Origin of the sequence: Dokdonella sp. (assembly GCF_049593775.1) — a bacterium.
Lineage (GTDB): Bacteria > Pseudomonadota > Gammaproteobacteria > Xanthomonadales > Rhodanobacteraceae > Dokdonella.
Genome location: NZ_JBAWHJ010000176.1, coordinates 1 through 21,931, shown reverse-complemented (window position 1 = coordinate 21,931; position 21,931 = coordinate 1). Strand labels below are relative to the sequence as shown.

Here is a 21,931-nt window from a genome sequence, read left to right as displayed (position 1 = left end):
ATGAACTATGCAGCGCAAGGATCCATGCGCGGGAATCGTCTGGCTGTCGAAATTCTGCTTCCGCTCTACCAACGACTGCGCGGGCCTCAAATGGAAACAGGCTGGCAGCTGGTTGCCGGATATCAGTACGCATTCTGAGTGAGGTTCGGGTCGGTCTCCAGATGGACAAGGGCTTGTAGGACCATGTCGCCTGGAGGTCTATTGGAAGGGTGCGGAGCGGGCATTCGGCTCGCTCCGCACCGGCGATGCGCAGAAGGCTCGAAGATCCTTGTCGAGGGTGGGGGTGCCGAGCAATATTCGTCTTCTTGTCGGAAATCCAGCGCCGCGGAGGGACAGGCATCCTGGACAAAGCCGAAAATGCTCTCAGGCAGCTGATTCGCTCGTCGCTCATTCAGCTCATCGTTCCGTCATTTCCAATCCGCGATCCCGGGAGGAGTGAGTCAAGGCGTGCTCTATCGCCGCTGCGACGAGCGAATGTCCCGGAAAACACCTTCTTTGACGATGTTGATGAACGCGGAGAACGCGTCAGGGTCCCATTGCCTCAATACAGACAACCACAAGCACGACGCGTCTTGCGCCTTTCATGACACATGGTTACAATGCGCGGCTCTGATGCGGGGTGGAGCAGTCTGGCAGCTCGTCGGGCTCATAACCCGAAGGTCGCAGGTTCAAATCCTGCCCCCGCTACCAGGTTTCCAGCGAAGGGCCGCTACGGCGGCCCTTCCGCCGGGAAAGCGCAGGAAGCGCGAGCACCGATGCCTGGGAAGCAAGACAACGGTGAACTACAGAATGGGCCTTGCGCCCATTTTTTTTTGGTGAGATTTGGCGCGGAGCGACTGATCGCAGTGACGAACGAGAAACTCAATGAACTTCTGAATCCGCTGGTCAGCGACCTCGGCCTGGAATTCGTTGGTATCGAATTCAGTCCGAGCCGCGGCAGCAGTCTGTTGCGCGTATATATCGATGCGCCAGGGCGCCCGGTTGCGATCGAGGATTGCGAACGGGTCAGCCGCGAAATTTCGGCGCTGATGGATGTCAACGATCCGATCGAGGGCCGCTACACCCTTGAGGTGTCCTCTCCCGGAATCGATCGGCCGCTATTCACGCTGGAACATTTCGTGCGCTTTGTCGGCTGCACCGTGAAATTGAACGTTGCGCTGCCCGTTGATGGTCGCCATCGATTCCAGGGTGAGGTGCTTAGCGTCGAGGACGATCGGATTCATCTCGATCAGGATGGCAAGGAAGTGGTGATCAGCCACGCCAATGTCGTCAAGGCAAAACTGATACCGGATTACGAGGCGCTCGGCATTTCCGCAGCGCCAAAGAAGAAAGCGGACACCGGGTCGCGCAAGCGTGACCCGAAACACAAGTGAGGCCGCCACGGCGGTCGCTCAGGAGTTGAACTGATGAGCAAAGAACTATTGCTGGTGGTTGATGCCGTTGCCAACGAAAAGGGCGTCCCTGAGGACGTCATTATCGAGGCGATGGAAGCTGCTCTCGCCTCTGCGGCGAAGAAGCGCTATCCGACCGAGGAGATCCTCGCTCGTGTGTCGATCGACAAGGAATCCGGCGAGTACGAAACGTTCCGACGCTGGGAAGTTGTCGCCGATGACGTCGTCATGGAGTCGCCGGATTGGCAGATTCGCCTGATGGATGCCATCGATGTCGCGCCCGATAGCCAGGTGGGCGAGTACATCGAGGAGCAGATCGAGAATCCGGAGTTTGGGCGCATTGCCGCCCAGGCCGCCAAGCAGGTCATCGTGCAGCGTGTTCGCGAAGCCGAACGGGCGCAGATCGTCGAGGCGTATGCCGACCGGGTCGGCGAGCTGATCACCGGCATCGTCAAACGCGTCGAACGCGGCAATCTCTACATCGATCTTGGCGGCAATGCCGAGGCCTTCATTCCACGCGACAAGTCGATCCCGCGCGAAGCAGTCCGCGCTGGTGATCGCGTACGCGGATACCTTTTCGAAGTTCGCTCCGAACCGCGTGGTCCGCAGCTGTTCATCTCGCGCACGGCGCCGGAATTCATGATCGAGTTGTTCAAGCTCGAAGTGCCGGAAGTCGGGCAGGGCCTGGTCGAAATCAAGGCATGTGCACGTGATCCGGGCGATCGCGCCAAGATCGCCGTGCTCGCCCACGATCACCGTACCGATCCTATCGGTGCTTGCATCGGCATGCGTGGTTCGCGCGTGCAGGCTGTGTCCAACGAGCTCAATGGCGAGCGCATTGATATCGTTCTGTGGAACGAAAACAACGCACAGTTCGTCATCAATGCGATGGCGCCTGCCGAAGTTCAGTCGATCATCGTCGACGAAGAAAAGCACTCGATGGACATCGCAGTTGCCGAGGACAAGTTGTCCCAGGCAATTGGCCGTGGTGGCCAGAACGTGCGCCTCGCCAGCAAGTTGTCAGGCTGGCAGCTCAATGTCATGACGGCTGATCAGGTTCGCGAGAAAAGTGAAAGCGAGCAGGAAGCGGCGCGGGATCTGTTTGTCGAGAAGCTTGAAGTCGACAACGAAATTGCCCAGATCCTCGTGCAGGAGGGCTTCTCAACGGTCGAGGAAATCGCCTACGTCCCTACTGCGGAACTGCTCGCCATCGATGGCTTCGACGAGGATATCGTCGAGGAACTTCGTGCGCGTGCCCGTGATGCGCTGGTCACTGATGCGTTGGCGGTCGAAGAAGAAATCGAAGAGCACAAGCCTGCTGACGACCTGCTTGCGCTTGAATCCATGGATGAAGGGTTGGCATACGAGCTTGCCCAGCACGGCATCGTGACTCGCGAGAATCTCGCCGATCTGGCTACCGACGAACTGGTCGAACTGGCCATTGAAGGCGTCGATGAAGAACGAGCAGCAGCATTGATTATGGCGGCACGCGAGACCTGACGCTTCCTTCAATCACTGCGTCGGGCGAATCCCGATGCGGAGTGTGGATGGATGTGAGGCAATCGCGGGCAGGTCAGGAGTACAGAAAATGTCGGACGTAACAATCAAGCAATTGGCCACGATATTGGCCACGCCGGTGGACAAGCTGCTTTCGCAGCTGGCTGAAGCCGGGATGAGCTTCTCCGACCCGGAGCAGTCGATCAGCAGTACCGAAAAGGTGAAGCTGCTCGGCTTCCTGCGCCGCAATCATGGCAAGGGAGAAGCCTCCAGCTCCGACAGCGCGCCCAGGCAGGTGACGCTCAAGCGACGCACGGTCAGCGAATTGACCGTCAATCCGGGCCAGCGTGGCGCTGCCACCAAGACCGTCAACGTCGAGGTTCGCCAGAAGCGCACCTACGTCAAGCGGAGTGTGGTCGAGGACCAGGGCAAATCCATCGATCCCGAGCGCGAAGATGCAATTCGCAAGCTTGAGGAATCCCAGGCCAAGCGGGACGCTGAAGAGCAGGCTCGCGTCGAGGCCGACCTTCGCCGTCAGGAAGAGGAAGCCAGGCTCAAGGCTGCTGAAGAAGAAAAGCAGAAAGCTCTCGAGGCTGCCCGAGTCGCGGCAGCCAGCGAAGCAGAACAACTGCGCAGCAAGAAGGAAGCCAGCGAAGCTGCTCCCGCGCCCGTCTTGCCGACAGCCGGTGCTCCGGCTGATCGTCCGCCGCGTGATGACAGCCGAGCGGGGCCACCGGCAGAAGGCGCTGGCCGTCACGGCAAGCCCAAGCATGTGAGTGGCCATCGCGGTCGCGACAGCAACGGATCGCCGCCTTCCAAGCGCTACTTCGGCAACGAACTGCACTTGTCGCAGGAAGGAAGCGCGCGCCGCACAGGTCGCAAGAAGCCTCGTGGGCGTGCGGCCGAGCCCTCGCGTTCAGCGGGCGCGCATGGATTCTCCAGGCCATCGGCTCCGGTTATTCGCGAAGTCGAGCTGGGCGAAACGATCAGTGTTGCCGATCTGGCCCAGCGTATGGCCGTGAAGGGCGCCGAAGTCGTCAAGGTACTGTTCAAGATGGGTGTGATGGCCACGATCAATCAGGTCATCGACCACGACACGGCACAGCTGGTTGTCGAGGAAATGGGCCACACGGCAGTCAAGGCTACCGATACCGACGCAGAGGTCAGCTTGCTGGCACATGCGGAGACGTCCGGTGAGGCCGAGCCGCGTCCACCGGTTGTGACCATCATGGGCCACGTCGATCACGGCAAGACCTCGCTGCTCGACACCATTCGCCGGACGAAGATCGCTTCAGGCGAGGCGGGCGGCATCACCCAGCACATTGGTGCCTATCACGTGGATACGCCCAAGGGCGTGATCACCTTCCTCGACACTCCGGGCCATGCCGCCTTCACCTCGATGCGCCAGCGTGGCGCACAGGCGACGGACATCGTCATTCTTGTCGTGGCTGCGGACGACGGCGTCAAGCCGCAAACGGTCGAAGCGATCAAGCATGCTCGTGAAGCGAAGGTGCCGCTGATTGTTGCAGTCAACAAGATGGACAAGCCCGAGGCTGATCCCGAGCAGGTAAAGCAAGGTCTCGTTCAGCACGAAGTCGTCCCCGAAGACTGGGGCGGCGATGTGCAGTTCGTTCCGGTTTCAGCCAAATCCGGGGATGGCATCGATGCTCTGCTGGAAGCCGTTTCGCTGCAGGCCGAACTGATGGAATTGAAGGCCGTGCGTGAAGGTCGCGCATCAGGCGCCGTCATCGAATCAAGCCTGGACAAGGGACGTGGCCCGGTGGCAACCGTGCTGGTCCAGCAAGGCACCTTGAAGAAAGGTGATTTCGTGGTCTGCGGCGTGGAATATGGCCGGGTTCGTGCGATTTTCGACGAGAACGGCAAGCAGATCGACGAAGCTGGTCCGTCCATTCCGGCGCAATTGCTTGGTCTTTCCGGCGTGCCTGAGGCAGGCGATGATTTCGTCGTCGTCGCCGATGAGCGCCTGGCCAAGGACGTCGCCAGCCAGCGTGATGCCAAGCGACGCGACACGCGTCTTGTGCAGGCCGCGGGCAATCGCATGGAAGACGTGCTTGCGCAGATGGGTCAGGCCGAAGGACAACTCTCCCTCAATCTGGTCATCAAGGCCGATGTGCAGGGTTCGGTCGAGGCCTTGCGCCAATCGCTGACCGCGCTCAGCAACGACATGATCAAGATCAACGTGATCTCTTCGGGCGTCGGTGGAATCACCGAGTCCGATGCCACGCGCGCTGCATCGTCGAAGGCCACGATTATCGGCTTCAACGTGCGCGCCGACGCGGCGGCACGTCGCGTGGTCGAGTCGAGCGGGCTGGATCTGCGCTACTTCTCGATCATCTATGACGTCATCGATCAGGTGAAGCAGGTGGCCACCGGTTTGCTCGGCGTGGAAATTCGCGAGGAGATCATCGGCATCGCCGAAGTTCGCGACGTATTCCGTTCGTCGAAGTTTGGTGCAGTCGCCGGTTGCATGGTTGTCGAGGGTACGGTCAAGCGCAACAAGCCGATTCGTGTCCTGCGCGATAGTACGGTCATCTTCGAAGGCGAACTGGAATCGCTGCGTCGTTTCAAGGAGCTGGTCGAAGAAGTTCGCAACGGAACCGAGTGCGGTATTGCCGTCAAGCAATACAACGACGTCAAGGCCGGCGACCAGATCGAATGCTTCGAGCGCATCGAAGTACAGCGGACGCTGTAACGGACCGGGATTCGTGATTGGGGATTGGGGATTCGCAGAGCGGATCCCGCGACCCACTCTCTTTCGAATCCCGAATCCTGATTCTCGAATCCCGGAGTAAAGCCATGTCCGATTTCACCCGTTCCGATCGAGTTGCCGTGCAGTTGCGCAAGGAAGTGGCCGTGCTTGTGCATCAGGCCGTACGCGATCATGCCTTGCCTTCGGTCAGTGTTTCCGATGTCGAGGTAACGAAGGATCTCGACATGGCGCGTGTGTTCGTTACCACGCTGCTGGCCGGGGATTCGGACAAGGCTGTCAAGGCACTCAATGAAATGGCTTTCGAGTTTCGGCGTGAGCTGTCACGCACGCTGAAGATGCGTCTGGTCCCGGAGATCCGCTTCCAGTACGACGACTCCGTCGATCGGGGCGAGCGCATCGAGCAGTTGCTGCGCGAGAACGCGCCCGACAACGAATGAGGGCAGTCTGGTTCGTGCGTCCATGAAAAAGCACTGGCGCGATGTCCATGGATTGCTCCTGCTGGACAAGCCCATTGGCCTCAGTTCCAACCAGGCCTTGCAGAAAGCCAGGAATCTGTACTGGGCGGCCAAGGGTGGGCACACCGGCAGCCTCGATCCATTGGCGACTGGCCTCTTGCCACTATGTTTTGGCGAGGCAACCAAGATTGCCGGCCTGCTGCTGGGTTCCTCCAAGGCTTACGAAGCGCAATGTGTCCTGGGCGTCAGCACTGATACTGCGGATTCCACGGGTGCTGTTATCGATGTTCGAACCGTTCCCGAGCTTTCCGACGAAGACATCGAGCGCGCTCTGGTGGGCTTTCGCGGGAAGATCCGGCAGGTACCCCCGATCTATTCCGCGCTCAAACGCGATGGTGAGCGGTTGTATCAGCTGGCTCGGCGTGGGGAGAGCATCGAAATAGAAGCGCGCGAGGTCGACGTCCACAAGTTCGATCTGACTTCGCGCGAAGGCGATACGCTTCATCTTCACGTTGAATGTGGCTCCGGCACCTATGTGCGCAGTCTTGTGCGTGATCTTGGCGATGCGTTGGGGTGCGGCGCGCATGTCAGCGCTTTGCGCAGGACCTGGGTGGAGCCATTCCTTTCGCCAGAAATGACGACTCTTGACGAGCTCGAGCGACTGGCAGCCGAAGGCGTCGAGGCGCTAGATGCACGCTTGTTGCCTGTCGAGTCCGGTTTGATCGGTTATCCCGAGATCGTTCTGGATGAGTCCGATAGCCAGAAATTACGCCAGGGTCAGCGCATCAGACTGCTGCGGGAACCTGGCACCTATATGGCGAAATCCGCCCAGGGAGGCTTGCTCGCGCTGGTCGAGGCGCACCCGGATGGCACCTTGCGCACCTTGCGCGGCTTCAATTTGGGGCCTCCAGATGCCCAAAACTGACTCGCCTGGTGCAGAGAACTTGTTGCAACGCACCTTTGCCAGCTAAAATAGGCAGCTTTCCCGGCTTATCTTCCATGCGGGGCTTGGTAACTGTCGCCGGCTGGTGACCGTTCCCAAGCCTCGCCCTCGTTCCATAAGGGTTTCCAAAATGTCGCTCAACGTAGAAACAACCAGCAAGATCATCGCCGACTACGGTCGTGTAGCCAACGATACCGGTTCGCCGGAAGTCCAGGTTGCATTGCTCTCGGCTCGCATCGAACATCTTTCAAAGCACTTCGCCGATCACGACAAGGATCATCATTCGCGTCGCGGCCTGCTCAAGATGGTCAACCAGCGTCGTCGCCTGCTCAACTACCTCAAGAGCAAGGACAACGATCGTTACAAGACTCTGATCGAACGTCTCGGCTTGCGTAGGTAATTCGTGCGTTCGTCCAAAAACGCGGCATGTGCAATCGTTGGCGAATGGGCCAACGTTTCGCGTTTGGATGAAGTCCAGAGCGGCCATCCCTGGCCGCACTTTTCACTTGACGCACAAGCGCGCCATCGCAGGCATGTTTGTGCTCAAAATTTTTAGGACACAAATAACGTGGCGAAAGTAACCAAGACATTCCAGTACGGCAATCATGAAGTCACACTGGAGACGGGCGAAATCGCTCGCCAGGCCAGTGGTGCGGTCGTCGTCAGGATCGGCGATACCGTCGTCCTCGTCACCGCGGTCGGCGCCAAGTCGGCACGTGACGGACAGGACTTCTTCCCGCTCACGGTCGACTACCAGGAAAAATTCTACGCAGGTGGTCGAATCCCGGGTGGCTTCTTCAAGCGCGAAGGACGCCAGACCGAAAAGGAAACGCTTACCTCGCGACTGATCGATCGTCCGATCCGTCCGCTTTTCCCGGAGTACTTCCGCAACGAAGTGCAGATCATCGCCACGGTCATGTCCATGAACCCGGATATCGACGGCGATATTCCGGCGTTGCTTGGCGCCTCTGCGGCGCTGGCTCTTTCCGGGCTCCCGTTTGCCGGTCCGATCGGTGCAGCGAAAATCGGCTACGCCGATGGCAACTACATCCTCATGCCGACCGCAACCGAGCTGAAGACTTCCGAGCTTGAGTTGATTGTTGCCGGTACCGCCAATGCGGTGCTGATGGTCGAATCCGAAGCCAAGCTGCTCAGCGAAGATGTCATGCTCGGCGCGGTGGTGTTTGGCCACAATGCGATCAAGGAAGCGGTCAAGGCGATCAACGAATTCGTCGCCGAAGTTGGCCAGAAGTCGTTCTCGTGGACGGCGCCTGAGCGCAACCCGGCCATCGTCGACGCAATCAAGAATGCAGTTGGCGATCGATTGGTAGCCGCCTACGCCGTGGTCGACAAGATCGAACGCCGCGATGCGATCAGCGCCCTGAAGAAGGACGTCATCGCCGGACTCAAGGAAACCGCTGAAGCCAATGGTTGGGCAAACGGCGATCTCTCCAAGGAGTTCTCCGAACTTGAGTACACCACCTTGCGCGCCTCGGTGCTGGCCACCAAGAAGCGTATCGATGGTCGAAACCTTGATGATGTCCGCGCGATCTCGATCCGTACCGGCGTATTGCCGCGTACCCACGGGTCGGCACTCTTCACCCGCGGTGAAACGCAGGCGCTGGTCACGGTTACTCTCGGTACCGGTCGCGACGCGCAGATCATCGATGCAGTGGAAGGCGAATCGAAGGATCCGTTCCTGTTCCATTACAACTTCCCTCCGTACTCGGTCGGCGAAGCAGGTCGCATGATGGGCCCGAAGCGTCGCGAGATCGGTCACGGGCGACTCGCCAAGCGCGGTGTGCTCGCGGTCAAGCCGACGATGGAAGATTTCCCGTACGTGCTGCGCGTCGTCTCCGAAATCACGGAGTCGAACGGTTCGTCATCGATGGCTTCGGTTTGCGGATCGTCGCTTGCGATGATGGATGCAGGCGTGCCGCTGAAGGCGCCGGTGGCTGGTATCGCCATGGGTCTGGTCAAGGAAGGCAATGATTACGTGGTGCTTTCCGACATCCTTGGCGACGAAGATCATCTCGGCGACATGGACTTCAAGGTAGCGGGTAGCGCAGATGGCATCAGTGCCCTGCAGATGGACATCAAGATTGATGGCATCACCGAAGAAATCATGAAGGTCGCGCTGGCCCAGGCCAAGCAGGGCCGCCTGCACATCCTCGGCGAGATGAACAAGGCTCTTGGCGCTGCACGCACCGAGATGAGCGAATTCGCGCCGCGTCTTCTGACCATGCGCATCCATCCGGACAAGATCCGTGAAGTGATCGGCAAGGGTGGTTCGGTGATTCGTTCGATCACCGAGGAAACCGGTACCACGATCGACATCACCGACGACGGCACCATCATCATCGCCTCGGTGAATCGCGCCGCAGCGGATGAAGCCAAGAAGCGCATCGAAATGATCGTTTCCGACGTCGAGCCAGGTCGCATCTACGAAGGCAAGGTTGCCAAGCTCATGGACTTTGGCGCATTCGTGACCATCCTGCCGGGCAAGGACGGACTCGTTCACGTCTCGCAGATCTCCAATGAGCGTGTCGAGAAAGTCTCCGACAAACTCAAGGAAGGCGACATCGTCAAGGTCAAGGTGCTCGAGGTCGACAAGCAGGGCCGTATCCGCCTGTCGATGAAGGCAGTCGAAGAAGGCGAAGGCGTCAGCGACTGATTGCTTCATTTCATGAATGCAAAAAAGCGGGCTTCGGCCCGCTTTTTTGTTGCGCCGAAACAATGTCGGTGACTCGAACTGGCCCTGGCCGTTGCACACGGCAACATCGCCCCGAAACCGGGCAGCGGTCAGCCTTGTTCAGAATCAAGCGTGGATCGCTCAAATAATCCAATTGACACTAATGTCGGGGCAGCAATTACCGGGCAAGCCAGCGACAAAGTCGGTTTCGCAGGACATATGACAGTTCTTCACGGTTTTCGGGCACGAATCTTGCTGCACTGCCTGTTGCACGTTCGAGTATTCCGATAGTCTGTAATCCAGTACTGGAAGGCACTACACGTTGACTGGTTCGATAGCCCGGCTGTTTTTCATGCTTGCCTGCCTCATCCCCGGGGCTGGAGCGCCTGCGCACGCGAATGAAGACTCCGGCGTGCTGGTGCTGGGTCGAATCAGCGACGACCCCAAGTCGCACTACGAATCGATGAAGGTCTTGCTCGACTATGTTGTCTCGCGCATGGGCGACGTCGGCATACATGAAGGCAAGGTATTGATGGCGCGCGACGCGCTGCAGATGGCCAGCTATCTTCGTCGTGGCAGGGTCGACTGGGTTTCCGAAACGGCTGGTGGCGCGGTTTTGTTGCAGCGCCGGGCCGGTGCGGAGACGTTTCTCCTGTCCGATAGAAACGGCATTCGCCGATATCACACGATCTATTTCGCGCGTCGCGACAACGACGTGAAGTCGCTCGATGATCTGCAGGGCCATCGAATCGCCTTCCAGAATCCCACATCGACCAGCGCCTATTTCATTCCGGCAATGGAGTTGCTTGAGCGCGGCATGAACCTCGAGATACTCGGTTCCCCGTTCGATCCACCGGTTCCCGATTCCGTCGGCTACGTGTTCGCCAGAACAGAGCGCAACATCGCCACGTGGGTGCACAAGGAATTGGTCGACGTGGGAGCGGTGAGTAACCTTGACTGGACCAATCCGCGCAAGATTCCTGAATTCTTCAGGAGTGATTTCGTGGTGCTGCGGGAAAGCCCCGAGGTTCCGAGAGGAGTTGAGATTGTTCGAAAGACGCTAGACCCTGCGGTTCGCGCGCGCCTGCGTGAGGTGCTGATCGGAATGGCAGATGACCCTGAAGCTGTCGGCCTGCTGGAGCAATACCATCAGTCCATGCGTTTCTTCGACCTGGACGAGCGCGACAGGGACGATATGGAGCGACTGCGCATCGGCGTCAACAAAGTCAGTGCAGGTATCGAATGAGCATTCGATACGGGCTCCAGGCCAGGTTCATCACGCTGGTCATCATCGCGTTGCTCCTGTCCCTGCTTGCGCTTGCCGGGCTCTTGCAGCGTCAGGTGTCCTTGCAGCGCGATGTCGTCGAGCTGACCAGAGAATCCATCCAGAATCTCGTGCTTGAGCGTCTGCAAGAGCAGGCCCGAGCAGTAGGGGACACTACTGCAGAGGTCCTGATCAATCCGCTCTACAATTTTGATCTCGAAATGATCGGTCGGATTGTCGGAGACGTGCTCGCTCAGCCTGACGTGCAGTACGCGACTGTATTTGATCCTCAAGGTGCCGTCATTCACGATGGCTCCGATGCGATTGCGAGCTACGGACAGGTCATGTCGGATCCGCTCGCTGCAAAAGCCATCGGCGCCAGTGAGACACTTCTTCAGCGCGACAGCGATGTAGTTGACGTGTCTTCACCCATTTTGCTCGGAGACGAGCGACTCGGCGGCGTTCGCATTGGCTATTCGCTCGCTTCGGTGCAGCGATACGAAGTGGAAGCCACCAGGGCGCTTGAGGAGCGGCTGAACAGCATCTCACGCCGCTACTTTCTTGGCGTCACCGGATTGATTGGACTGGCCATCCTGCTGGGGATCATTGTCAGCGTCATCATGCAACGAGTCCTGATCAGGCCGATACGGCGCCTTGCGGACGCGGCACTGGAGATCGAGGCCGGTAATCTTTCGGTCAGCCTGCCCGGAAAGGACAACAAGGATGAGATTGGCGAACTGATTCGGGCGTTCGAGCGCATGACCGAAGGTATCGCCAGGCGAGATCGCGACATTCGACGGATTGCCAACACGGATTCATTGACCGGATTGGCCAACCGGCGCTCGTTTCGCGAGAGCCTCGATGCTCACGTGGCCTTTGGGCGGAAATCCAGCTTCGCCGTGATCCTTGCGGATATCGATGACTTCAAGCCAGTCAACGACTCATGGGGTCACGATGCCGGAGACAAATTGCTGTGCCGGTTTGCCGAGCGGTTTCGCGAGGTGGTCAACGCGGATGAGCAAATCGAGACCAAGCCGGCACGCCTCGGCGGCGACGAGTTCATTCTCCTGGTTCAGGCTGCACCTGGCGTGGACACTCCACTGCGCCAACTCGTCACCCGTCTGGCAGAGCGGCTGATCGAGGAATTTGGCCGCCCGACCACGATTGATGATCGTACCTTCCAGTTCAGTGCATCGTTCGGAATTGCAGTATTTCCGGATGATGGCATCACCGCTTCGCAAATCATGAAGGCAGGTGATGTTGCCATGTACGAAGCGAAGCGCGCAGGCAAGAACCGCTATAGTTTCCATGATCGCAGCACCTCGAATCCGGGGCGCCGCAAGACGCTTTCAGAGGACGCTTCTGGCGGCAGTTGATGCCTGATCCGGGAGTTGGGGAGCAGCATTGGGCGTATCGAGTCTTGCACAGGTAGGATGCGTGCTCCACGGAAGTGCGACGAAGAGCATGTCAGAAACCGTCACCCAATTGCTGCACGATGCGGAGTCCGGCAGCCACGAGGCATGGGATCAGCTAGTGTTTCTTGTCTACCCTGACTTGAAGCGACTGGCTCGTCGATCACTGTCAGGTGGCGGTCAAATGACGATCAATACCACAGCCCTGGTGCATGAATGCTATTTGCGTCTTTCGCGAGCCCGTGGCGCACCGCGTAACCGTGGTCACCTGATGTCGACCGCCGTGCGCATCATGCGCCAGATCCTGATCGATCACGCTCGCGAGAGATTGGCCATCAAGCGTGGCGGCGGTGCACAGATACTTTCGATCGAGGAAGACCACGCGGTGGTAGATGGTCAATTGGAGTCACTGATGGAAATCGATGCTGCCTTGACACGATTGGCGAAGATCGAGCCTCGCCAGGCGCTCGTATTTGAGCATCGCTATTTTGGAGGCTTGAACGACGAGGAAACTGCAATCGCGCTGTCTATTTCGGCACGGACCGTCCATCGCGACTGGGATGCGGGTCGCGAATGGCTTGCGAGCCAGTTGAACAAGGCCGGTGCCGGTTCTGACTCCTGAATTTTTGGTCGGAGAGAGGCCCGGTTCCATCGAAGATCGCCCGGTTTCCCTCTGGGAATCCTGGCTTCGTGCAGACTTCGTGCAAGTGGCAGGAATAGCTACCGTGGGGCTTTGCGCTCCAATTGCGAGTCGGCAAGCATCCGAGCGGCGCGCAGGGTGCGCGGGTGCTGAGGACCAAGGGTCTTTTCGAGGATGTGGATAGCGCTGACCAGCTCTTTGTTGGCTTCGTCGAAGCGCTTGGCTGCTTGCAAGGTAAGGGCGTACCCAGCACGGAACAACGCCGTTTGCCAGGCTTCCGCGCCAATGTTTTCCACTGCGTTGGCGATGGCGCGTCGGTGCATCGATAGTGCCTGCTTGATGCGACCCTGCTTGCGGTAGAGACCTGCAATATTGTGCATCAGCGCAATGGTATCGGGATGGGATTCGCCAATCAGTCGCGTCTCTATCGCAAGGGCGCGCTCATAGAGGATCGCCGCCTGGTCAAGGCGTCCGGTGAGTGAATGCAGCAACCCGAGATTGCTCATCGAATTGCGAGTGAACTGGTGATCCTCGCCGAAAATATCCAGCCGCGCCCTGAGTACTTCGGCGAACAGCGATTCGGCTTCATCATAGCGTTGGAGCTCTTGCAGTACGGTTGCAAGTTCGTTGGCGCTGGACAATGTGGCTGGATGTTCGGATCCCAAAACGCTTCGGTTCTCGGCAAGGGCTCGCATCAGCCACTCCAGTGCCTGATCGTTATGTCCCTGATGTCGCTTTAGCAATCCGATTTCATGCATCGCAAGGATGCTGGATGGATGCCGTGGCCCGAGTCTTGCGATACGTGCTTCAAGAATGTGCATGAGCAGCGGCAAGGCTTCTTCGTGTCTGCCCAGCATCTGCAGATTGGTAGCGGCTTCCTCGCTGGCCCACAGGGCAATCGGATCTTCAGGTTTTGCTTGCGCCAGCGGCGACGACTGAACGGACTGCGCCAAGGCCAGGGCGATTTCGAACTGGCCGCGCAGATTGGCCAGTCGTGATTCATGCAGGCGGAGCTCGGCGGCTTCACCTGCGCTCGAACCGAACCCTTCATCGTCCATGTTGGCGAGTGCGCTGATTCGGGCCTGAGCATCATCAAGTTTGCCTCCCGCGAGTAGCGCATCTATCAAGGCGAATTCAGCAGCGCCCTTTGATTCTGGCGGTGCATTGGAAGTTTGCGCGAGTACTACGGCTTTGCGTGCTTCGTACTCTGCATTGGCGAATTTCCCGAGTTGGGAATAGAGGCCCGCAAGCGTGGTGCGGATCAGCCCATGCTCGACCGGCGACTCTCCAAATCGCTGGTCCGCAGAAGCGGATGCAAGATCGAGCGCTTCGCGCACACTGAGTTCGTGGCCAGGAGCAGCACCAGGGTCGGCCGCGGCGAGCAGGTCCTGGCGCAGGAAATTGAGGACTGAAGTGGCCACCTGTGCCTGGTAGCTGGCCGTATCGCGCTCGGCCTTCAGGCGATGCGTGAAATATAGTGAGCCCAGAAACAGAATGGCAAGTGCGCCCAGTGACAGCGATACCGGCACGGGATGCCGTTTGACGAAACGTCTGACGACATAGCTTGCTCGCCGTGGCATTGCACCGACGGGGCGATTCTGTAGCCAGGCACGCACTTCACCGGCAAGGGCGTCGGCAGTTGCATAGCGCTGTGCGGGATCTGTAGCGCAGGCCTTGGCCATGATGGCGACAAGATCCTCTGGAACATTCGCCGACATCGCTTTGGGGAGTTTCGGGCCTGTCTGCGTTGATGTCCTGGCGGCTATTGATTCCTCGGTCGTGTTTGTCCTGAGCAAGGTAGCCAACAGGCGGCCGAGTTGGAAAACATCGGAAGCCACCGTGAGGCGGTCGCCGCGGGTCTGTTCCGGGCTCGCGAATTCCGGGGTGAAGGCGCGAACGGCCAGGTTGTCATGTTCTCCCAGCCATTGGGCAATGCCGAAATCGAGTAGTCGTGTTCGCTGCGCTTCATCGACCAAGACATTGGAAGGCTTGATGTCGCGATGCAGCACGCCGCGTGCATGGGCGAAGGCTACGGCGCTGCAGACCTGCTGGAAAAGCACGAGCCGTTGTGCAATCGGCAGCGCCCTGTCACTGCAGTATTGATCCAGAGGTTGGCCGTTGATCAGTTCCATGACGAACCAGGGGCGTCCTTCCGCTGTCCGGCCGCCGTCGAGCAGGTGCGCAATATGGGGATGGCTGAGATCCGCCAGTGCCTGCCGTTCACGCCTGAACAAGGCTTCGCTCTCGCCGTCGGCTAGGCTGGCCGGCATCCATTTCAGTGCTACCTCCTGCTCGTACTCGCCATCAGCGCGCGCGGCGCGATAGACGATTGCCATGCCGCCGCGACCGAGTTCGCCAAGGATCCGATAGTTGCCAACCAGGTCGCCGACCAGCGGCGCGGACTGGGCATGCCGAAGGCGAAGCAATGACTCGGCGACTTCGCCCTGAAGGGCTCCCCCTGTCTTGAAGTCATCGGGTCGAACGGGCATCAGAATCCCCTGGGGACGCGCTTGTGGGAGTTTAGCGAAAGTGCCGGCCCGCTACTCGGCCCTTCTTGCATGGCAAAAATGACCGCCATCTTCCGTGAAGGAGTAATTGCAGGGGAGGTTCCCTGTGCCACAGGAGTTTCCTTGATGACACGATCCATGTTCCGCTTGCTTGCGTTGATTGCCTTCGCGGCTCACTCGAGCGCCAGTGCTGCCGAGTTTTTCGGCCCGCTGCCGTATCTGTCTGCGGAAAGCACACCATCTGGCTTCGCCTCGGGGCCGACATTTATCGAAACATTCGAGGATCGTTCGCTCGATCGGAGGATCTCGGCTTCAGCCAGCTCGATCCAGCCGCCGGGCAGTATCACCGATTCGGTGGATGCCGACGATGGCGCGATTGACGGATCCGGAACCGGCGGAACCAGCTTGTTTGGAAGCTCGATCAGGATAGATTTCCTACCGCCGTTTCCACGCTACGCCGGTATGGTCTGGACTGACGGTGCCCCCAGTGCGGTGACTTTCGAAGCTTTCGGACCCTCGGGCCAATCGTTGGGGGTGGTGGGTCCGGTAAATCTCGGCGACAACTCAATCTCCGGGACCACCGCCGAAGATCGCTTCTTTGGAGTGCGTGATGCGGGCGGTGTCTCGGCGATCCGCTTTACGAGCACTGCGGTGATGGAGATCGACCACATACAATTCGAGTCGATCGTCGAGCCGGCTATCATGAGTACCATCGATGACGGCAATCTTGCGTTGCTTCTCGAGAATCCCGGTGGTGGCTTGCCGGTGACTGCCCAACAGACTTTCGCATTGCCAGCCGCTTCGGCACCTCATGGGCTGAGCTACCTGGGTGGACGTAGCGCGCTGTTCGCCGATCTGCTGCAGCCAACTCTTTATCGCTCGACGCTCGCGAACCCCGGCTCCGTATCCAACATCGGCCTGACTGGTCGGACCAGTGCGAACGGCAGTCTTGCCGTGGATCCGAACGGGCGCTATGCGCTCAGCATCGGCCAGTCGGCGGCTGGGGCAGCAGAGGCCGTAGTTGTCGATTTTGGTGTCAGTCCGCCGATAGTAACTGCCATTAGCCCGGCGCTGCGCATTCTTTCCTTCGTGACCGCGGCGATCGACTTCGCACCGGACAGGCGTGCATTCGTTTGCCATACATCCGGCGTCAGCGTACTCAGTCCGCCCTACACCACGGTCGATTTCACGATTCCATTTCCATCTATTGTACAGTCGCCAAGCATGTGTCGCTTGACGCCGGATGGAAACCGCCTGTTTGTCACCCGCGTAATGAGCGAAACGGTTGCGACCACCAATGCCGTACGCACGACGACCGCCCCATACTCGGCTGCAAGCAGCTTTGTCGAAATACCGACGCCAGCTGATGTCCAGGGCCTTGGCCCCATGGCAGTGTCGCCCGATGGACAGTCTCTGATTGTTGGCCAGCAGTTTCTGTTCCCCCCGGCTTTCGCAGGCACTCGTGCCCGGGCTTTCTTGCTTCGCGCACCATTCGACGGCAGTACCGATTTTCTCGAAATCGCATTGCCGCCGGAAGTGGTGGGTCTGAATTGCACTGACAGCGGATCACCTGATCAATGTCCCGGGTTCGAGCACATCGAAGTGAGTGCCAACGGTGATCTCGCCATCCTGACCGGCAACAGTGCGGCCGCGGTTTCAGGAGCGGCCGATCGGGTGCCCGCGGTCTTTCTCGTCAATCCGTTCAGCGATTCATTGCAGAGCTCGCTTGCTGTTCCCATAGGCATAAACCTGATCGATATGGGGCGCGGCGCCGGTGGCGTACGCTTCCAGCCGGACCGGATTTTCGTCGATGGGTTCGGACGCTAGCAATCGGCAACGCGAGCTCATGGGCATTGCTTCTGACGCTACTTCACGTTTGTAACAAGGCAAGTGCAGCGAGCACACCAGATGCTCGCCGCACCGAAGCCGGTAACGGATTCAGGCGTCGAATCCATCGAAGAAGATGATGTCGCGTGGATCCTCATATGCGCCGACATCGCATTCGGCGGAGCCATTGCCATCGCCATCAATCGGGCGTGCCTGGCTTCGGGCATCCAGCGGTTCGCAAATCGTGCCATTGCTGATGCTGTCGATCACCGCGCTGCCGCCGAATCGCAACACTCCGATCTGGCCGGGGCGCTCATCCACGAGGGCACTACCAATCGGCGAGTTCGGCAGGGCAGAGGTGCCGAGGTTGGTGCAGCTGCTGTCGGAGAGAAGATTGAAGCCGATGAAGCTCGGGTTGGTGATTGTCGGTGCGCCACTGCAGGCAGTTCCGGCATAGGTTGGTGCGAGCAAGTTGGCGCGGAAGTAGATGACCTGTGCACCGATGTTGGCTTCGAATCCCAAATGTGCGCCACTGCTCGCGTCGCCGTTGTAGAAGGTATTGTTCGATGCGCTGAGGCCTGCTCCCACCCCGATGAATACCGCTCCTCCCGTATTGAGGACGCTGCTGTTGTACAGGGACGAATTGACCAGTGAAAGAATTAGATCGGTAGCGCCGCCAGAATTCTTGCGGGCGTAGATCGCTCCCCCATAATTTGCAGAGTTTCCACGCAAATAGCTACGCGCTATTTGAGTTGTGCAATTCTCGCAGCCGACAAACAGGGCGCCGCCGTAGCCAAAGATGGGGGCGCCTGGCGAGGCGGCATTGAAGCGAAATGTCGATTCAGTGATCGAATTGGTTCGCATGATTCCCTGCAATGAAACTGCGCCGCCCAGACCTCCACCTGTGGATGAAAAAGCGCCGTTGGCTTCGAATAGCGTGCGCGTTGCGAAGAAGTTGGCGTTGGCATAGACGGCTCCGCCAGTCGCCTGACCATTGCTCGCAGTGGCCGTGACGACATTTCCGAGGAAGCGACTGTCGATCAGGGTGATGGCGCCGTTGGTACGGGTCCAATGGATCGCACCACCGCGGATCAGGTTGGCCCCGCTGGCCTGGCAGTTGCTGAAAGTGACCCGCTCGGCAAGCAGAGCCCCCGCCGTCGCATCGCTTCCGGAATTGATGCATGCGCCTCTCTCGGGAGCCAGCGCATTTTGCAAGGTGAGATCGCTGAGCTCGAATATCGATGTGCCGCTGCTGACATTGAAAATCGTACGCAGGGACTGACCATCAATTCGTGGCTGCTTGCTGCCCCCCATGATGATCAGACTCTGTGACAGGATTGTCGGGAGATTGCTGTTGAGAAGAATTGTGCCGTTGTTGGGAAAGGCGGCCGTGAACGTGATCGTGTGCGCATTGCCGGCCGGCGAGTTCGAATCCAGGATGGCCTGGCGCAATGAACCGGCGCCGCTGTCAGCGGTAGTGCTGATGGAATAATTGCTCGCTTGTGCCGCGGATGAGAGAACAAGCAACAGTAGTGCAATGGATGGAATGCGCAAGGTGGATCCCCTTTGTCTTGTGTCAGCAAGCGATTCGGGCACGGCAGCAGACTGATTCAAGGACGTGTACTGCCCGGCTCGCGGTTTGAGTCAGCGAGAAGCCCGATGGCGGCGCGCTGAACCACGCGTCGGTGCATGGGCGCCGACGAGGCAGAATTATTGGGGACGCCGAGGAGATTTCCTGCAGATTGGTTCCGACTTGAACCGCCAACCAGATCACGTTTTCCGGAGAGGCGGCGCCGCGCTATTCTACTGCAGGTCTATACCCAGCCCGTCAGATAGAACAAGCCGATGATGACGAATACGGCAGAGGTCTTGATCAGGGTGATCGCGAATATGTCCTTGTAGCTTTGCCGATGGCTGAGGCCGGTGACGGCCAACAGGGTGATCACGGCCCCGTTATGGGGCAGGGTATCCATGCCGCCGGAAGCCATGGCGGCCACACGATGCAGGACCTCCATCGGAATTCCTGCTGCGTTGGCGTTTGCGATGAAGCTGTCGGCCATGGCGGCGAGGGCGATGCTCATGCCACCTGATGCCGAACCGGTGATCCCGGCCAGGGCGGTGACAGAGACCGCTTCATTCACCAACGGGTTCGGTATCGCCTTCAGTGCCGTGGCCACGGCCAGGAATCCTGGCAATGCCGCAATCACGGCGCCAAAGCCGTACTCGGATGCGGTGTTCATCGACGCCAGCAATGCGCCGCCAATCGCGTTCTTGGTGCCTTCGGCAAAACTCGCGATAACGGGGCGCCAGGCAAACACGATCACGCAAACGATGCCTACCAGCAAGGCACCTTGTACCGCCCAGATTGCAGCCAGCTTGGAGACTTCCTGCACCACAGGCGCGGGGTCACCAATCACCGATGGAAGGAATGACTGGCTCTCGCCATAGAAGCCCGGGATCCATCGGGTAAACAGGAAGTTGGATATGCCAACCAGCAGAAGTGGGGAGATGGCAAGCAATGGATGGGCAAGCTTTTCCCCCGCAAACGGGGCCGGCTCATTGAGCAGTTGATCGCCATAGCCTTCGCCTGCAATGGCGGCGCGCCGTCGGCGTGATTCCAGATAGATCATGCCTACGGTCAGGATGAAGATGCCACCCAGTGTTCCGAGTATCGGCGCAGCCCAGCTGTTGGTTCCGAAAAAGGAGGCAGGAATGATGTTCTGGATCTGGGGTGTTCCGGGCAGCGCATCCATCGTGAAAGTGAAGGCACCAAGCGCGATCGTTCCCGGGATGAGCCGCTTGGGGATGTCACTCTGGCGAAACAGTTCAGCCGCGAATGGATAAACCGCGAAGACGACGACAAAAAGGGAAACGCCGCCGTAGGTGAGCAGGGCGCAGACCAGAACGATGGAGAGCATTGCGCGCTGAGCGCCGACCACGCGGATCGTTGCAGCCACGATCGACTTGGAGAATCCGGAAATCTCGATCAGCTTGCCGAACACGGCACCGAGCAGGAATACCGGAAAGTAGAGCTTGAGGAAGCCGACCATCTTTTCCATGAACAGGCCGGTGAACATCGGCGCGACCAGGGCAGGGTCGGTCAGGAATACGGCACCCAGTGCCGCGATGGGGGCGAACAGGATCACGCTGTAGCCGCGATAGGCGACGAACATCAGGAAGGCCAGCGCGGCCAGCACGATCAACAGGGACATGCTTGGAACTCCACAGCAACCGCGCGCTTTGCGCAGTGGGCAGGCAGTATCCCCAGTCACCCGCATCAAGGCCCACTGTACCAAGGTACAAGTGTCGATCGATCCCGCAGTCGGCAGACTGCGCCGAGCCAGGTTCGGCAATGTGGCCCGATTTCCTCGACCACACCCCCGGATCACCGATCACCGAGTACAAACCCATGCAGAAGGGGGAATGATGAAGCGCAACCCGATGAGTCTAGCCATTAGCGTAGTTCTTGGATTGGCCTTCAGTGCCAGTGTCCAGGCCCAGGATGCCAACGATTCCGCCGACGCGGAGGAAACAAGCTCGAGCGTTGATTCCAGTTCGGCCGAAATCACACGCATGGATGCCGTCAAGGTTACCGCCAGAAAGCGTACCGAGACCCTGCTCGATGTGCCGGTAGCAGTCACGGCATTCACGCCGGAACGTGTCGACACGCTCAACGTCGAAGATCTCGGTGACCTCAGCGGCAAGGTGCCCAACCTCACCATTTACGCTGCGCGCGGCTCCAGCAGCACGATAACAGCCTATATTCGCGGCGTCGGACAGTCCGATCCACTCTGGGGCGTCGATCCCGGTGTCGGCATATACCTGGATGACGTTTATATCGCTCGCCCGCAAGGTGCGCTGCTCGATGTCTTTGATGTCGAACGCATCGAAGTCCTGCGCGGACCCCAGGGAACGTTGTACGGAAAGAACACGATCGGCGGCGCGATCAAATACATCTCGCGCCCAATGGACCGCAATTTCAATGGTTATGGTCAGTTGACCGTGGGCAACTACGATCAGCTTGATGCCAAGGCCGGCGTGGGTGGCGCATTCGACGAAAACGGCGTGTTTCGTGGGCGAGTCGCCGTTGCCACGCTGAACCACGATGGGTTCGGCGAAAATATCGTTACCAACCAGCCCGTCAGTGACAAGCAGGTCAACGCGGCTCGCGTGAGTTTCGGCATCTTCGCAAGTGAGTCCTTCGACGTGGTCTTCAACTACGACTGGATGGAGGACATGTCCGGCGTGCGCGGAGCAAAAATGCTCGCGCCCAACCGTTTCATTCCAGGTGTGGAGCCGCTTGATTCACGCTATGACGTCCGCAACGGCATGCCCAACGTCAACAACACCGACATGCACGGATACGCCGCTACCGCGAACTGGTGGATCAATGACGCGTGGTCGATGAAGTACATCCTCGCCTATCGTTCGTCGGACACCGATACCAATATCGACTTCGACGTCAATCAGCCGACCATTGCTGACGTCAAGGCCTTCTACAGCGACAGCCAGACCACCAATGAGCTGCAGTTCAACTACGACGCTGGTGGCAGCTCTCGCGGTGTTTTCGGT

The 21,931-nt window shown here is 59.0% G+C and carries 15 protein-coding genes and 1 tRNA gene; 13 read left to right on the top strand and 3 right to left on the bottom strand.

What is annotated here, in order from left to right:
* The first annotated feature begins 613 nt into the window (after positions 1-613).
* The 11 genes from WBP53_RS06165 to WBP53_RS06115 all read left to right on the top strand — a co-directional run bounded on the left by WBP53_RS06165 (position 614) and on the right by WBP53_RS06115 (position 13,007).
* Positions 614-690, top strand: a tRNA-Met gene (locus WBP53_RS06165).
* A gap of 155 nt (positions 691-845) precedes the next feature.
* Positions 846-1,373 (top strand): ribosome maturation factor RimP, encoded by a 528-nt coding sequence (gene rimP / locus WBP53_RS06160; RefSeq protein WP_423926993.1) that lies wholly within the window; start codon positions 846-848, stop codon positions 1,371-1,373.
* Between the two features lie 33 nt (positions 1,374-1,406).
* On the top strand, positions 1,407-2,891 hold the full coding sequence (gene nusA, locus WBP53_RS06155) for a transcription termination factor NusA (RefSeq protein WP_423926991.1): 1,485 nt from the start codon (positions 1,407-1,409) through the stop codon (positions 2,889-2,891).
* Between the two features lie 88 nt (positions 2,892-2,979).
* The gene (gene infB / locus WBP53_RS06150) at positions 2,980-5,601 is read left to right on the top strand and encodes a translation initiation factor IF-2 (protein WP_423926989.1); all 2,622 of its coding nucleotides are present in this window, start codon (positions 2,980-2,982) and stop codon (positions 5,599-5,601) included.
* 104 nt (positions 5,602-5,705) lie between these two features.
* On the top strand, positions 5,706-6,056 hold the full coding sequence (gene rbfA, locus WBP53_RS06145; protein ID WP_423926987.1) for a 30S ribosome-binding factor RbfA: 351 nt from the start codon (positions 5,706-5,708) through the stop codon (positions 6,054-6,056).
* A gap of 22 nt (positions 6,057-6,078) precedes the next feature.
* On the top strand, positions 6,079-6,999 hold the full coding sequence (gene truB / locus WBP53_RS06140) for a tRNA pseudouridine(55) synthase TruB (RefSeq protein ID WP_423926985.1): 921 nt from the start codon (positions 6,079-6,081) through the stop codon (positions 6,997-6,999).
* 148 nt (positions 7,000-7,147) lie between these two features.
* On the top strand, positions 7,148-7,417 hold the full coding sequence (gene rpsO, locus WBP53_RS06135; RefSeq protein ID WP_324437884.1) for a 30S ribosomal protein S15: 270 nt from the start codon (positions 7,148-7,150) through the stop codon (positions 7,415-7,417).
* Between the two features lie 168 nt (positions 7,418-7,585).
* The gene (gene pnp, locus WBP53_RS06130) at positions 7,586-9,691 is read left to right on the top strand and encodes a polyribonucleotide nucleotidyltransferase (RefSeq protein WP_423926982.1); all 2,106 of its coding nucleotides are present in this window, start codon (positions 7,586-7,588) and stop codon (positions 9,689-9,691) included.
* A 340-nt stretch (positions 9,692-10,031) separates the two neighbouring features.
* Complete coding sequence (locus tag WBP53_RS06125) at positions 10,032-10,955, top strand: phosphate/phosphite/phosphonate ABC transporter substrate-binding protein (protein ID WP_423926980.1); 924 nt, start codon at positions 10,032-10,034, stop codon at positions 10,953-10,955.
* A complete protein-coding gene (locus WBP53_RS06120; RefSeq protein WP_423926978.1) occupies positions 10,952-12,349 on the top strand; it encodes a diguanylate cyclase domain-containing protein in 1,398 nt (465 codons plus the stop codon). The genes WBP53_RS06125 and WBP53_RS06120 overlap by 4 nt, the downstream gene beginning before the upstream one ends.
* Before the next feature lie 88 nt (positions 12,350-12,437).
* Positions 12,438-13,007, top strand: a complete 570-nt coding sequence (locus WBP53_RS06115; RefSeq protein WP_423926976.1) for an ECF-type sigma factor — start codon at positions 12,438-12,440, stop codon at positions 13,005-13,007.
* Between the two features lie 98 nt (positions 13,008-13,105).
* On the opposite strand, the gene WBP53_RS06110 is transcribed toward WBP53_RS06115, so the two are convergent.
* On the bottom strand, positions 13,106-15,514 hold the full coding sequence (locus WBP53_RS06110; RefSeq protein WP_423926974.1) for a tetratricopeptide repeat protein: 2,409 nt from the start codon (positions 15,512-15,514) through the stop codon (positions 13,106-13,108).
* 144 nt (positions 15,515-15,658) lie between these two features.
* Here WBP53_RS06110 and WBP53_RS06105 point away from each other — a divergent pair, with 144 nt between their 5' ends.
* The gene (locus WBP53_RS06105; RefSeq protein WP_423926972.1) at positions 15,659-17,359 is read left to right on the top strand and encodes a hypothetical protein; all 1,701 of its coding nucleotides are present in this window, start codon (positions 15,659-15,661) and stop codon (positions 17,357-17,359) included.
* Between the two features lie 111 nt (positions 17,360-17,470).
* Here the strand turns inward: WBP53_RS06105 and WBP53_RS06100 are convergent, their stop codons facing one another.
* Together WBP53_RS06100 and WBP53_RS06095 are read right to left on the bottom strand one after the other, a co-directional pair.
* The gene (locus WBP53_RS06100) at positions 17,471-18,913 is read right to left on the bottom strand and encodes a hypothetical protein (RefSeq protein ID WP_423926970.1); all 1,443 of its coding nucleotides are present in this window, start codon (positions 18,911-18,913) and stop codon (positions 17,471-17,473) included.
* Between the two features lie 260 nt (positions 18,914-19,173).
* Positions 19,174-20,571, bottom strand: a complete 1,398-nt coding sequence (locus WBP53_RS06095; protein WP_423926968.1) for a GntP family permease — start codon at positions 20,569-20,571, stop codon at positions 19,174-19,176.
* 229 nt (positions 20,572-20,800) lie between these two features.
* On the opposite strand from WBP53_RS06095, the gene WBP53_RS06090 reads away from it, so the two are divergent.
* The coding region (locus WBP53_RS06090) for a TonB-dependent receptor (RefSeq protein WP_423926966.1) at positions 20,801-21,931 on the top strand (1,131 nt) is incomplete at its 3' end.

Bases quoted from the DNA above. Each gene is read 5' to 3' on its own strand.
- truB (WP_423926985.1), top strand. From the start codon at position 6,079: ATGAAAAAGCACTGGCGCGATGTCCATGGATTGCTCCTGCTGGACAAG.
- WBP53_RS06120 (WP_423926978.1), top strand. From the start codon at position 10,952: ATGAGCATTCGATACGGGCTCCAGGCCAGGTTCATCACGCTGGTCATC.
- infB (WP_423926989.1), top strand. From the start codon at position 2,980: ATGTCGGACGTAACAATCAAGCAATTGGCCACGATATTGGCCACGCCG.
- nusA (WP_423926991.1), top strand. From the start codon at position 1,407: ATGAGCAAAGAACTATTGCTGGTGGTTGATGCCGTTGCCAACGAAAAG.
- rbfA (WP_423926987.1), top strand. From the start codon at position 5,706: ATGTCCGATTTCACCCGTTCCGATCGAGTTGCCGTGCAGTTGCGCAAG.
- rpsO (WP_324437884.1), top strand. From the start codon at position 7,148: ATGTCGCTCAACGTAGAAACAACCAGCAAGATCATCGCCGACTACGGT.
- WBP53_RS06105 (WP_423926972.1), top strand. From the start codon at position 15,659: ATGACACGATCCATGTTCCGCTTGCTTGCGTTGATTGCCTTCGCGGCT.
- WBP53_RS06095 (WP_423926968.1), bottom strand. From the start codon at position 20,571: ATGTCCCTGTTGATCGTGCTGGCCGCGCTGGCCTTCCTGATGTTCGTC.
- WBP53_RS06110 (WP_423926974.1), bottom strand. From the start codon at position 15,514: ATGCCCGTTCGACCCGATGACTTCAAGACAGGGGGAGCCCTTCAGGGC.
- WBP53_RS06115 (WP_423926976.1), top strand. From the start codon at position 12,438: ATGTCAGAAACCGTCACCCAATTGCTGCACGATGCGGAGTCCGGCAGC.